The 12,594-nt window shown below is 74.5% G+C and carries 12 protein-coding genes, 1 tRNA gene and 1 pseudogene; 10 read left to right on the forward strand and 4 right to left on the reverse strand.

Going from position 1 to position 12,594, the window contains the following annotated elements:
* Positions 1–219: 219 nt before the first annotated feature.
* Positions 220–1,146: a Yip1 family protein gene (locus ACFY2K_RS09155; RefSeq protein ID WP_387710423.1), complete on the forward strand. Its 927-nt coding sequence runs from the start codon at positions 220–222 to the stop codon at positions 1,144–1,146.
* Between the two features lie 132 nt (positions 1,147–1,278).
* On the forward strand, positions 1,279–2,169 hold the full coding sequence (locus ACFY2K_RS09160) for a metal-dependent hydrolase (protein WP_387710425.1): 891 nt from the start codon (positions 1,279–1,281) through the stop codon (positions 2,167–2,169).
* Positions 2,170–2,313: 144 nt separating this feature from the next.
* On the opposite strand, the gene dcd is transcribed toward ACFY2K_RS09160, so the two are convergent.
* On the reverse strand, positions 2,314–2,889 hold the full coding sequence (dcd, locus tag ACFY2K_RS09165) for a dCTP deaminase (protein WP_375882696.1): 576 nt from the start codon (positions 2,887–2,889) through the stop codon (positions 2,314–2,316).
* Positions 2,890–2,959: 70 nt separating this feature from the next.
* On the reverse strand, positions 2,960–3,196 hold the full coding sequence (locus ACFY2K_RS09170; protein WP_375882694.1) for a hypothetical protein: 237 nt from the start codon (positions 3,194–3,196) through the stop codon (positions 2,960–2,962).
* Between the two features lie 263 nt (positions 3,197–3,459).
* On the opposite strand from ACFY2K_RS09170, the gene ACFY2K_RS09175 reads away from it, so the two are divergent.
* The 3 genes from ACFY2K_RS09175 (at position 3,460) to ACFY2K_RS09185 (ending at position 5,321) form a co-directional block, all read left to right on the forward strand.
* Positions 3,460–3,533: transfer RNA gene (locus ACFY2K_RS09175), tRNA-Gly, on the forward strand.
* A gap of 352 nt (positions 3,534–3,885) precedes the next feature.
* Complete coding sequence (locus ACFY2K_RS09180) at positions 3,886–4,629, forward strand: hypothetical protein (protein WP_387710428.1); 744 nt, start codon at positions 3,886–3,888, stop codon at positions 4,627–4,629.
* A 110-nt stretch (positions 4,630–4,739) separates the two neighbouring features.
* On the forward strand, positions 4,740–5,321 hold the full coding sequence (locus tag ACFY2K_RS09185; protein ID WP_375882690.1) for a hypothetical protein: 582 nt from the start codon (positions 4,740–4,742) through the stop codon (positions 5,319–5,321).
* A 458-nt stretch (positions 5,322–5,779) separates the two neighbouring features.
* Here the strand turns inward: ACFY2K_RS09185 and ACFY2K_RS09190 are convergent, their stop codons facing one another.
* The gene (locus tag ACFY2K_RS09190; RefSeq protein ID WP_380587599.1) at positions 5,780–6,451 is read right to left on the reverse strand and encodes a response regulator; all 672 of its coding nucleotides are present in this window, start codon (positions 6,449–6,451) and stop codon (positions 5,780–5,782) included.
* Positions 6,448–7,680, reverse strand: coding sequence for a sensor histidine kinase (locus ACFY2K_RS09195; protein ID WP_380587602.1), 1,233 nt, complete (start codon positions 7,678–7,680; stop codon positions 6,448–6,450). Before ACFY2K_RS09195 ends, ACFY2K_RS09190 begins: the two co-directional genes overlap by 4 nt.
* A 355-nt stretch (positions 7,681–8,035) precedes the next feature.
* Here ACFY2K_RS09195 and ACFY2K_RS09200 point away from each other — a divergent pair, with 355 nt between their 5' ends.
* The 5 genes and pseudogenes from ACFY2K_RS09200 (at position 8,036) to ACFY2K_RS09220 (ending at position 12,430) form a co-directional block, all read left to right on the forward strand.
* Complete coding sequence (locus ACFY2K_RS09200; RefSeq protein WP_375882684.1) at positions 8,036–8,596, forward strand: heme-binding protein; 561 nt, start codon at positions 8,036–8,038, stop codon at positions 8,594–8,596.
* Positions 8,597–8,790: 194 nt separating this feature from the next.
* On the forward strand, positions 8,791–9,213 hold the full coding sequence (locus ACFY2K_RS09205; protein ID WP_375882681.1) for a hypothetical protein: 423 nt from the start codon (positions 8,791–8,793) through the stop codon (positions 9,211–9,213).
* A 61-nt stretch (positions 9,214–9,274) separates the two neighbouring features.
* A pseudogene (locus ACFY2K_RS09210) lies at positions 9,275–10,225 on the forward strand (NAD(P)-dependent oxidoreductase); the annotation flags it as partial.
* A 133-nt stretch (positions 10,226–10,358) separates the two neighbouring features.
* Positions 10,359–10,937, forward strand: a complete 579-nt coding sequence (locus ACFY2K_RS09215; protein ID WP_380396416.1) for a flavodoxin family protein — start codon at positions 10,359–10,361, stop codon at positions 10,935–10,937.
* Positions 10,938–11,308: 371 nt separating this feature from the next.
* On the forward strand, positions 11,309–12,430 hold the full coding sequence (locus tag ACFY2K_RS09220; protein ID WP_387710431.1) for an LPXTG cell wall anchor domain-containing protein: 1,122 nt from the start codon (positions 11,309–11,311) through the stop codon (positions 12,428–12,430).
* The last annotated feature ends 164 nt before the right edge of the window (positions 12,431–12,594 follow it).

The following is a 12,594-nucleotide window of genomic DNA, read 5'->3' on the forward strand; positions in this document are numbered from 1 at the left end:
CGTCCTCGCCGGACGACTTTCGGACCCGTTCGTCTCAGGCTCGCTGCAAACCGGCCCCGGCTCCGTCCGGGGCGGACGCGCACTGGGCCGGACGGGTACCTTCGGAGCGTGGCTGGTAATCGATACGACAGCGGTCAGGGTGCCGACCGTCCGCACGGCGGATGGTCGGCGCCTCCGCCGCCGGGGGCGCCCGGGGGGTACGGGCGGGCGGACGGCCCCGTGGACGGGCCGGAGTACTTCACGGCCGCGCACCCGACGGCAGCGCCCGGCGGGCCGGGCACCCCGGGGACTCCGGGCGGCGGCGCGGGCGGTCCCGGGTCCACGGTCGGTGACGGGTACGACCCGTACGCGGCCGACCGGCCGGGCAGCACCCGGGCCTTCCCGACGGCCGGCGACCCGTACCGGGGCGGCGCCCCGTACGGGCAGCAGCAGCCGCCCTACGGCCAGGGCCACGGCCAGGGCCCGGACCAGGGCCAGTACGGCTACGACGGCGGCGGCTACGGGCAGCAGCCGCCGTACGCCCAGGAGCAGCAGCCCCCGTACGGCCAGGACAACGTCACCGTCTACCGCGCCGGCGGCCAGTCCGCCCCGCACGTCAGCGGGCCCCGGCCGCAGTGGCGCGAACTGTTCGTCGGCATCTTCCGCACCCCGACCGCGATCTTCGACCGCACCCGCGACCACCAGGTCTGGCTGCCCGCCCTCAGCGTCTCGCTGCTGTACGGCGTGCTCGCGGTGCTCGGCATCGGGCTGACCCACGACGACATCGTCAACTCGACCTTCTCGGTGGCGCTGACCGGCCTGCTCGCCGCCGCCATCGGCTTCACGGTGGCCGGTGCCGTCTTCGGCGCGGTCACCTACGCGCTGGCCCGCCAGCTCGGCGGCGACGGCCCGTGGAAGTCGACGGTCGGCCTGGCCGCGCTGATCGGCTGGCTGACCGACGCGCCCCGGCTGCTGCTCGACCTGGTGCTGCCCTCGGGCAGTGCGGTGGTGCAGGTGGTCGGCTGGGCGACCTGGATGCTCTGCGCGTACCTGCTGACCACCATGGTCCGGCGGGTGCACGACCTGCCCTGGGGCAAGGCGGCGGCCGCGGCGGCGCTGCAGCTGCTCGCGCTGCTGGTGCTGATCAAGCTGCCGACGCTCGGGTGACCGGGCGGCAGCGGCCGGCGTGATCAAGGTCCCTGCCGCCGCTGCGGGGCCGACAGGCAGAATGGTGGGCAGGTCCGGCCGGAAGGCCCGGGCCCGCCCACCCTCGTTCGTCGACCACCAGCGGAGCCAGCCATGACCCTCCCCACCACCCACGTCAGCTTCCCGGCCGGGGCGGTGACCGGGGAGTCCCCGGTGCTGGCGGTGCACCCGCTGGCAGACGGCCGGTACGCGGTGGTGACCACGGCGACCCCGTTCCACCCGCTCGACCACACCTGGCCCGACCAGCCGGCCGACCACGGCACCCTCACCGTCGACGGCACCGAGCTGGCCGTGGTGGACTGCCTCACCGGCGCGGTCGGCCCGGACGGCGGCGCTCCGCTGGTCGGCGCCGAGATCCCGGTCAAGCGCGGGGACGAGGAGTGGTCCTGGCTGGTCCTGCACGTCCTCGCCGCCGACCCCGGCGACCTCGTCGGCCGTACCGCCGCGCTCGCCGTCGACACCGAGCGCCGGGCCGCCCTGAGCGCCTCGCACAGCGGCTGCCACCTGCTCGCCCTCGCCCTGAACGCCGCGCTCGCCCCGCGCTGGCGCAAGGACCCGGGCCGCTCCGACGCCTTCGGCAACCCCGACTTCGACAGCCTCGCCATGGCGAGCTCGGTGATGGACACCCAGGCCAGCACCGACACCTACCGGCTCGGCAAGTCGCTCAAGAAGAAGGGCTTCACGCTCGACGCCACCGAGGAGTTCCCCGCCCTCGCCGACGCCCTGCCCGCCCTCACCGAGGCCGTCAACGCCCGGCTCGCCGCCTGGGTTGCGGCCGACGCCCCGGTCCGGATCGACGTCCCCGGCCCCGAGCTGACCGCCCGCCGCCAGTGGCACTGCGAGCTGCCCGAGGGCGGCGCGCAGATCTTCTGCGGCGGCACCCACCTGCACCACCTCGGCGAGCTCGCCGAGCTGCGCACCGAGCTGCGGCTGTCCGAGGACGGCGCCGAGCTGGTCGCCGTCACCAGCCCGAAGCGGGCCTGACACCGCTCGGGCGGCTTCGCAGCTGTCCGGCTCTGCTGGTTGTCCGGCGCCGCCCGCTCCGCAGCCGTCCGGAAACGCCGCGGGCGGCCACCCCCGGGTCGAGGGGGTGGCCGCCCGTCGTGCGTGCGCTCTGCCGCGGCGCGGTCAGACCTCGCTGCGGTGGAAGTTCAGGTACGAGCGGGACGGCGTCGGGCCGCGCTGCCCCTGGTAGCGCGAGCCGTAGCGCGCGGAGCCGTACGGGTGCTCGGACGGCGAGGAGAGCCGGAACAGGCACAGCTGCCCGATCTTCATCCCCGGGTAGAGCTTGATCGGCAGCGTCGCGACGTTCGACAGCTCCAGCGTCACGTGACCGCTGAAACCCGGGTCGATGAAGCCCGCCGTGGAGTGGGTGAGCAGGCCCAGCCGGCCCAGGCTCGACTTGCCCTCCAGCCGGGAGGCCACGTCGTCGGGCAGCGTGATGACCTCGTACGTCGAGGCCAGCACGAACTCGCCGGGGTGCAGGATGAACGCCTCGTCGCCGTCCGGCTCGACCAGCCGGGTCAGGTCCGGCTGCTCCTCGGAGGGGTCGATGTGCGGGTACTTGTGGTTCTCGAACACGCGGAAGAAGCGGTCGAGGCGCACGTCGATGCTCGACGGCTGGATCATCGACGGGTCGAACGGGTCGAGGGCGACCCGGCCCAGGTCGATTTCGGTCCGGATGTCCTTGTCAGAGAGCAGCACGCTTCGAGGTTACGTGCACGACGGGGCCCCGGACGAATCCGTCCGGGGCCCCGTGTCCTCCCGTCGGCCGTCAGGCCAGGAACTCAGCGGCCTCCAGCCGCATCGCCCGAGCCAGTTGGGCCGTCGACAGCTCCCGTACGTCGGCCGGCACCGAGTTCCGCAGCCGTCCGCACTGCGGACAGCGGATCAACCGCCCGGGCCCGAGCCGCCCGGGACCGAGGTTCTGCATCGGGAACGTGGTGGTGCTGAACAGGTGCCCCTCGGCACAACGAACGACGGTGCGCTGCTCCATCGATCCCCTTCCCATCCCTAACCCAGTACTCACCCGTACTCATCGCGCCCCGGCGGCCTGGCCCCGGGACAGCGTCACATTAGGGGATGTTCCGGACATTCCACACCATGGCTCGCCGCCCCGACCCCACACCCACCGGGGCACTCGCACGCGGCCCAAACAGTACGCTCCCCGCCCGCCCCCACCGGGCTCCGCCACGGCCCGGGGGCGGCCGTGCGACCACTGTCGCGGATGGGGTACAGTGACACTGGAATGAGCAGTCTCTGACGGCTCATCAGGCGGGCGTAGTTTAATGGTAGAACATGAGCTTCCCAAGCTTAGAGCGCGAGTTCGATTCTCGTCGCCCGCTCCAGCAGTAAAGCCCCAGGTCAGCGACCTGGGGCTTTTGCGTTGTCCGGGCACCGCCGAGGGGCGGGGGCGGGCCTCGGAGGGCGCCGACGGCCTTCCGGGCGTCGTTGACGGCGTCCAGTTCGGTCCCGGCGCCGTAGCGGTTCTCGTTCTCGGCGAGGTCGGCGAAGGTGGCTTCGGCGGCGAGCTTCCGCCGGTTGCGGGGGCCGTGAGGTGGAAGGCGCGGTCGGGGATGCCCGAGCCCCGCCGTGTCGGTTGTCCTTGCCTGTCCGGGGCCCTCTGGCGCAGTGTCGCCCGATCAAGTGATCATCTCTATGACGTGCTGTCATGTTGCATTGCCAGAGAGGGTGTTCACGATGTCGGTCGACTGGCCCACCGAGACGTTCGTGCTGCGACTGCACCGCATTCCCGGCCTGGTGGCCGGTGCTCCGGCGGGGAGCCCGGAGGGCACTGCCGTGGTGCTCGCGCCCGAGGCCGGCGGTGACGGTGAGCAGTGGGTGGCCGAGCGGTTCCGGGTGCCGGCCCGCCGCTACGAGAAGCGCGTGCGGACCATCGAGCAGATCTTCGACGAGACCAGCTTCCGGGAGGTCCCCGGCGACCTCCTCACCCCGGGCACCCGCATCGAGACCTTCGACTTCGACCAGTACTCCCAGGGCGACTGGTACCAGGAGGGGCGGGAGGGGAGTCTCGTGACCTTCACGGACAGCTACGACACGGCGGGTGCCGTACGCAGGTCCTTCCACCGGTTGAAGGGGGAGCCCGCCCGCTACGTGGACTCCGGGGAGGTGGACGTCCACTACGTCCCGCCGAAGCTCGTCGCCCGCACCAACTTCCCCGCCGCCCTCTTCGACCGCCTCGGCGGCAGCGGCGCCCTCTTCCGGACGCCGTACCGGCTGCCCAACGGGCACGGCTTCTACAACCAGCCGGAGCGCCGCGAGGGCCTCTACTTCCCCAAGCGCGACGGCGCCGGCACCGTCGTGCAGTGGAACAAGACCTGGATCGCGGACAACGACACCACGTCCAAGGTCTTCCTCTGCTTCGACGGCCGCTACTTCATCGACCAGATGGACATCACCTGGGCGGACGACGCGAAGGGCTGACCCCGGATCCGGTGGGGCCCGGGGCGGGGAACTGTCCGTGCCCGGGGGCCGTCCAAGGAGTGATGGAATGCCTGCCCGGGTTGAACGCCGGGGGGAGTACGGAGGGCCCTGTGCAGTCAGGTGGTGCCGAGCTGAACCTGGGGTGCCCGGACGGGTTCCGCGCCGGCGCGGTGGCCGTGCCGGACTGGTGGCCGGTGTTGGCCCCGGATGTGACGGTCGATCAACTCGACGCCGGGGAACGGTGCGAGGAGCTGCTACGGGAGACCGTGGAGGGCCTCCGGCCGGTGCCGGTGTGGCAGGAGGCGGTGCCGCGGGCGGGGGTGCGGTTGGCGGCGCCCGGGCGGCGCGGCGCCGAGGTGCTCTGGTACGTGACCCGCGGGCGGGACCTGTTGACCGTCGTGTCCCCGGGCCGGCGGGCGGAGTTGGCGGGTGCGGTGGAGCGGCAGTGGCGGCGGCGGGGGTGGACGATCACCTCGCTGAACGCCGGACGGGACCGGCCCGGGGTCGCCGCGACGACTCGGGAGGGTTCTCAACTGGTGCTGTGCTTCGGCGAGTTCGGTGAGATCCGAGTGACCGCGAGCCAGCTCGGGGTGGCCCGCTCGGAGCGGGTGCCCGAGTTGCCGGGAGCGGGTGAGCCCGATCCGGCTCCGCTGCCCTACGTGCACTGCGCGTACTGGAGCGCACTGGTGTGACGCGCGGGGGCGGGTTACGGGGGAGGCGTGGAGCGAGTCCCCCCGGACCCGCTCCACGCCGCCACGTCGCGCGGCTTCGGCGCTGCCGCTCCCCCCGACACCCCGGCAGCCTCGCCGTTCCCCCCTGCACCACCCTCCGGCGAGAGCGTCCGCACAGACCCGGCGAGTCCCCACCCCCGGGGACGTCGTGCTCTCACGCTAACAAACCGCGTGGTTGGTTTGTCAATAGTGGGATCCACGAAAAATCCACAATCGTGGCGATGTGGTCGGGCCGGTGTGATGGGCGTCCCACCAGGCAGTTGTGACCTCGCCGGGGTGGTGGGCGGCCGGGCCGCACGCTCCCGGACGCGCGCAGCGCGCGGCCCGGAACCCGACATTCCATGCATCATGACAGCACGGAGTGACACCGCGCGAGTGCCCAGCGCAGCGGAGGAGCGGGCTCCGGAGAGCCGGGGCGGTCAGCGCAGCAGCCGGCGCTCCTTGGCCACCGCCACCGCGCCCGCCCGGGTGTCCACGCCCAACTTGTCGTAGATCCGGCCGAGATGGGTCTTCACCGTCGCCTCGCTGATGAACAGCGCCCGGGCGATCTCCCGGTTGCCCAGCCCCTGCGCCAGCTGTTCGAGGATGTCCTGCTCGCGCTCGGTGAGCTGCGGCGAGGGCGCCCGCATCTGCGCCATCACCCGGGAGGCGACCGGCGGGGAGAGCACCGTCCGGCCCCGGGCGGCCGCGTGGACGGCGGCGAACAGCTCCTCCGGCCGCTCGGCCTTCAACAGGTAGCCGGTGGCGCCGGCCGCGATGGCCCGGGTGATGTCGGCGTCGGTGTCGTACGTGGTGAGGACCAGGACGTGCGGCCCGCCCGGGGCGGCGGTGATCCGCCGGGTGGCCTCCACGCCGTCGATTCCCTCGCCGAGCTGGAGGTCCATCAGCACGACCTGCGGGGCCAGTGCGGCCGCCAGCGCGACGGCCTCCTCCCCGGTGCTCGCCTCGCCGACCACCTCGATGTCGCCCGCGCTGGCGAGCAGCGCCAGCAGGCCGGCCCGGACCACCGCGTGGTCGTCGCAGACCAGCAGCCGGACGGCGGCGGAGCCGGCGTCCAGTGCGTCGCTCGACGGGGTGCGCGCTGCGTTCATCGGTGCTCCAGGGGGATCGCGGCGGAGACGACGGTGCCCTCGCCGGGGGCGCTCTCCACGGTCAGCGTGCCACCCAGCTGCCGCAGCCGGGCGCGCATGGCCGGCAGGCCGTACCCGCGGGTGCCGCCGGTCACGCGGTACCCGCCCGCCGTCGGATCGAAGCCCCGGCCGTCGTCGGCGACGTCCAGCACGGCCTGGTCACCCAGGAAGGACAGGGTGATCGCGGCCGTCGAGGCCCCGGCGTGCTCCCGGACGTTGGCCAGCGCGCCCTGGGCGATCCGCAGCAGCGCGGACTGCACGGCCGCCGGCAGCGGGACGGGCGTGCCGTCCAGGTGGAAGCGGACCGGCAGCCCGCTCTCGGCGGACTCCCGTTCGGCGAGCGCCCGCAGCGCGCGGTCCAGGGTGCCGCCGTCGGCGAGCTCGGCCGGGGCGAGGTCGTGGACGAAGCGGCGGGCCTCGGCGAGGTTGCGGGCGGCCACCTCGGCGGCGGTGCGGACGTGGGTGCGGGCGGTCGCCGGGTCGGCGTCCCAGGTGCGGTCGGCGGCCTGCAGCAGCATCTGCTGGCTGGACAGGCCCTGCGCCAGGGTGTCGTGGATCTCCATCGCCAGCCGCTCGCGCTCCGCGAGCGTGCCCTCGCGCCGTTCGGTGGCGGCGAGTTCGCGCCGGGTACGGACCAGGTCGGCGATCAGCGCGCGCTGCCGGGCGGCCTGCCGGGCCATGAACAGGAACACCCCGGTGGCCAGCGCGGCCACCGCGGGCGGCAGCAGGACGAGGGTGGCGTCCGCCGTGCCGGGCAGCCGGACCTCGGCGCTCACCACCAGCAGCGTCAGGGCCGCCACCAGCGGGATCGCCGCCTTCGCGGGCAGCGCCCGCAGCCCGGTGTAGATCAGCGGGACGGCGCACCAGGCGAAGCTCGGCGCGAGCAGCACCAGCACCACCCAGAGCGCGACCAGCAGCGCCAGCGTCCACCGGCGCGGCCGGCCCGGCGGGGTCGGGCGGCGGTGGTCGAGCCAGGAGGCGGCCGGCTGGGTGACGGCCAGGGCGGCGCTCAGCCCGATCACCCAGGGGATCCGGGGGCTGTCGGCGTGGTGGGTGAGGTAGCGGCTGAGCGCGGCGGCGAGCAGCAGCAGGAAGGCGGAGTCCAGCAGCAGCGCCAGCCGTCCGGCGTCCGGGTCACCGGCGTCGCGCCCGCCGGGGGGCGGACCGGCGGACGGGTGGGGCTGCTGCACGGGGGGCTCCTGGCGCTACGGGCTCCGGACGGGGCTCGGCCGACGACCCACGGGGAGGCGGGTCGACGCCCGAGCAGTGTCGGGCGGGGCAGGGCGGGTGGAGCGGTACGGGCCGGCGCCCGCTGCACCGACCTGCGCCGATCCCTCGATGCTGACCCGTCCGGCCCGGTCCCGCATCAGCCGATCGGTTGACGTCGGCGTCCCCCATCATGCCCGGACGGTCGCGCCGGACCGTCGATGCCGCGCACCCGGATCCGGCCGGAGGATCGGAGCAGGGCCGGGCGGTCCCCCCGCCGTCCGGCCCCGGACCCGCCGCGGACCCCGCGGACCCGCCGTCCCGTTGAGGAGCTGGACCATGAAGAAGACCTCCGTGCGCACCCGGGTGCTGACCGGCACCGCCGCCGTCGCCGCGCTCGCCGCCGCCGGCGTCGGCGCCGTCTCGGCCAGCGCCGAGACCACCGAGACCCCGGCCTCCCCGGCCGCGGTGAAGGCCGACGCCCAGAACAGGAACCTCGCCCAGAGCACCGGCCTGACCGTCGACGCCGCCACCCGCGCCGCCCAGGCCGCCCTGGACGCGGCGACCAAGGCCGGCCAGCACGTCTCCGTCGCCGTGGTCGACCGGGACGGCGTCACCCGCGTGCTGCTCAAGGGCGACGGCGCCGGCCCGCAGGCCCCGGAGTCGGCCGAGCGCAAGGCCTTCACGGCGGTCTCCTGGAACGCCCCGACCTCGGAGCTGGCCAAGCGCCTGGCCCAGGCCCCGAACCTCAAGGACATCCCCGGCACGCTGTTCCTGGCGGGCGGCGCCCCGGTGCAGTCCAAGGGCGCTCCGGTCGCCGGCATCGGTGTCGCGGGCGCGCCCAGCGGCGACCTGGACGAGCAGTTCGCGCAGGCCGGCGTGGCCGCCCTGGCGAAGTGACCCGCCCCGCCCGGTCGGCCCGCCGCCGGGGCCGGCCGGCCGGGCGAACTCCCGTACCCGGCACCCGCCGTGCTCCCGGGCGACGGCCCGCGGCGGACTCGTTCGGGTGAACAAGGGGAGGGTCGCCGCAGAACAGGCGGTGACCCTTTGAAAAGCCGGTGTCGTTGTCAGTGCCGCGTGGCAGGCTTCCCGGTATGACGGCGTGGACCCTCAACGACATCGAACGTGCGATCCGCTCCTCCTGGGGTGTCGACACCTGCGCGCCCGAGGACCAGGCCCGCTGGCGTCCCGACAATCCCGCCCGCGGCCAGTGCGGGGTGACGGCCATGGTGGTGCACGACCTGCTCGGCGGCGAGCTGATGATGGGCGAGGTCCACGTCGACGGGGTCCGGACGGACCTCCACTGGTGGAACCGCTTCGCCACCGGCTTCGAGATCGACCTCACCCGGGAGCAGTTCGACCCGAACGAGCTGGTCGGCCCCGGCCGCCCGGTCGCCCGCCCGGCCCGCCCCGGCCGGCTCCAGGCCCAGTACGAGCTGCTGCGCCACCGCGTGGTCGCCGAGCTGGAGCGCGGCGCCTCGGCCGGCCGCCTCCGCCGCCCGGCCCGGGTCGCGTAGCCGCCCGGCCGGGGCGGCCCGCCCGTCCGGGGAGTCCTGGACATCCCCGGCCCGCCGGACTCCCCTGACGTACAGTCGCTCCCGGACGGACCAACGTACGGGTGACGGCGGCGGACGGAGTGCGCGGATGAGCGGGGCGACGGTCGGTTTCGTGGGGCTGGGCGCGATGGGGCAGGGCATGGCCGGCAGCCTGCTGCGCGCCGGCCACTCCGTACGGGTCTGGAACCGCTCGCCCGAGCCGGTGGCCGCCCTGGTGGCCCTGGGCGCCGAGGCGGCCGGCTCGCTCGCCGAGGTGTTCGCCGCCGACACGGTGGTCTCGATGCTGGCCAACGACCAGGCGGTCGAAGGGCTGCTGCTCGACCCGGGGCTGCTGGCGGGCGCGAAGGCGACCCTGCACGTCAACATGGCCACCGTCTCGCTCGCACTGGCCGAGCGGGCCGAGGAACTGCACGCCGGGCACGGCATCGGCTACGTCGCCGCGCCCGTCCTGGGCCGGCCGCCGGTCGCGGCGGCGGGGAAGCTCAACATCCTGGTCGCGGGCGCACCCGAACTGCTGGACCGGGCCGAGCCCCTGTTCGCCGCGATGGGCGAGCGCAGCTGGCACTTCGGCGACCGCCCCGGGCAGGCCAACACCGCCAAGATCAGCACCAACTTCCTGCTGGCCTGCGCGATCGAGTCGATGGCCGAGGCGTGCAGCCTGGCCGAGGCCCACGGGGTCCGGCCCACCGACCTGGTCGAGATGCTCAGCAGCACGCTCTTCCCCGGGCCGGTCTACTCCGGCTACGGCTCGATGGTGGCCGAGCGCCGCTACGAGCCGGCCGGGTTCCGGCTGCCGCTCGGTCTCAAGGACGTCGGCCTGGCCCTGGAGGCCGGGGCCGCGCGGCACGTCCCGCTGCCCTTCGGCGGCATCCTGCGGGACGCCTTCCTGGACGCGCTGGCGCACGGCGACGGCGAGAAGGACTGGGCGGCCGTCGCCGAGGTCGCCCGCCGCCGGGCCGGGCTGCCGGCCTGACCGGCCGCCGGAACCCCTGGCCGGGGCCGGAACCCCTGGCCGACCGCCGGAACCCCTGGCCGGGGCTGCGGAATACCCGGCGGTCCGCCGGTGCTCGCTCGGGTGTCCACAGCACCTGACAGGGGGAGTACCGATGACCGACCAGCCGTCCGACGCCGGGGCGCCGCGCCGTTTCCTGTTCCTGGACGCGAGCTCGCGCGTCGGCGGGAACACTCAGCAACTCGCCCGGCTGGCCGCCGAGTCGAGCCTGCCCGAGGGCGCCGAGCAGCAGTGGCTGCGGCTCGACGAGCACCCGCTGCCGCCCTTCCAGGACCTCCGGCACACCGGTGACGGCCGCTACCCGGAGCCGGTCGGGCACGAACGGACGCTGTTGGAGGCCACCTTGGCGGCCACCGACCTGGTCCTCGTCGCGCCGCTGTACTGGTACACGATGCCGACCAGCGCCAAGCTCTACCTCGACTACTGGTCGGCCTGGTTCCGGGTGCCCGGGCTGGCCTTCCGGGACGGCATGCGCGGGGGCACCCTGTGGGACGTCACCGTGCTGGCCGGGACGGAGGAGCACGCCGAGCCGCTGATCGGCACCCTCAAGCTGACCGCCGAGTACATGGGGATGCGCTGGGGCGGCGCGCTGATCGGCAACGGGACCAAGCCGGGGGACGTCCTGCGCGACGAGCGGGCGCTGATCGCGGCCAAGTCCTTCTTCGCGGGCTGATCCGACCGGAGACGGCTGGAGGCGGCCGGAGACGGCCGGAGACGGCCGGAGGCGGCCCGGGGCAGTCCGGGCCGCCTCTGCGCGGACCGATGGATTCAAGCCACCCGGGCCCGTGCGCTACCGTCTTCGCGGGCGTGTACCCGTCACTTTGCGGTCGTCCTTTGCCGAGGTGCAAAAGCCCTACCGTCGGACGGAGTTGGGCGATTCGGGCGCCCCGGGCCCGGTCGTGGAACGGAACCGGGCACCCGCCTTCCGAAGTGGCCGAATCGTTCGGTACTCTCCGTCGGAATTTCAGCTTCGCGGGGGAGTGGCGGCATCCACAGCCGCCCCCTCGCGCCCGGGCCTCGCCCGGACACTTCCGTGAGGTCTCCTTGTCCATACGTCGCAGTCTTGCCCTGGCCGGCGTCGCCGCGCTCACGTCCTCGCTGGTGCTCACCGGCGCCCAGGGCGCCATGGCCGTCGGCTCCACCGGCACCCCGTCCGCCGCCGCTCAGGCCGCGCAGGCGAACCACCAGAACCTCGACCTCTCGGTGCGGGGCGTCCCGGACACCTTCGTCGCCGGCGGTGACGCCCGCGTCTTCTCCTACCGGATCCAGAACTCGGCGAAGAACGACTTCGTCGCCTTCCCGCTCCTGAAGTTCAAGAACAAGGCCGGCTCGCTCAAGGCCAAGGACCTCAAGGTCGAGTACCAGCTGCCGGCCGGCCTGCCCGGCGGCGGCACCTGGCGGACCGGCTCGATCGCGCCCGGTGGCGGCGACGGCGACGACAGCGCCGTGCTGATCCTGCTCGGCGGCGTGAACGACGGCGGCCCCGCCGACGACGCGCTGCTCTACCTCGCCCCCGGCAAGCGGATCGACATCGACGTCCGGGTCTCCTTCACCAAGGACACCCCGCTGGGCAAGGCCGGCGTCGTCCCGGTGGTCTTCTCGGCCAACGCCGACGACGAGTCCGACAACGGCCACTTCAGCTGCGACGGCATCAAGGGCGCCGGCTTCACCATCAAGGCCGGTGGCGGCGGCAAGCCCACCCCGACCCCCACGCCCACCAAGACCGGCAAGCCGACCCCGACCACCAGCGCGTCGCCCTCGGCCACGACCACGGGGACCCCCACCACGGCGCCGACCACCCCGGCCCCGACCACTCCGGCGCCGACCACTCCGGCGCCGACCACCCCGGCCACCGGCACCGCCTCGCCGTCGGCCTCCCCGACCGACTCCGGCGCGCCGGCCACCCCGGCCCCGACCGCCAGCAGCACCGACGTGCAGCAGCCGATCGACTTCCCGGTGGACGTGCCGAAGGTCACCCCGCCGAAGATCACCCCGGCCGTCGTCACCAAGGCCAAGACGGCCGCCGCCGACGCCGGCAAGACCCTCGCCACCACCGGTGGCGGTGACGACACCACCATGATCGCGGCCGCCGGTGGCGCCGTCCTGGTCGCCGGTGTCGGCACCCTCGTGGTGCTCCGCCGCCGCAAGGCCGGCCAGCAGGGCTGATCCGGGGCCGACCCGGGCCCGCCCGGAGCGGCTCCCGCTCGATCGACCCCGTGCCGCCCGGCCGCCGCCGGGGACGGACCTCCCGTCCCCGGCGGCGCGGCGCCGCCCCCCCCCCCCCGGGGGGGGGGGGCGGGGGGCCCGGGGGGGGGGGGCCCGGGCCCGGG

This window comes from Kitasatospora sp. NPDC001309 (genome assembly GCF_042896295.1).
Lineage (GTDB): Bacteria > Actinomycetota > Actinomycetes > Streptomycetales > Streptomycetaceae > Kitasatospora.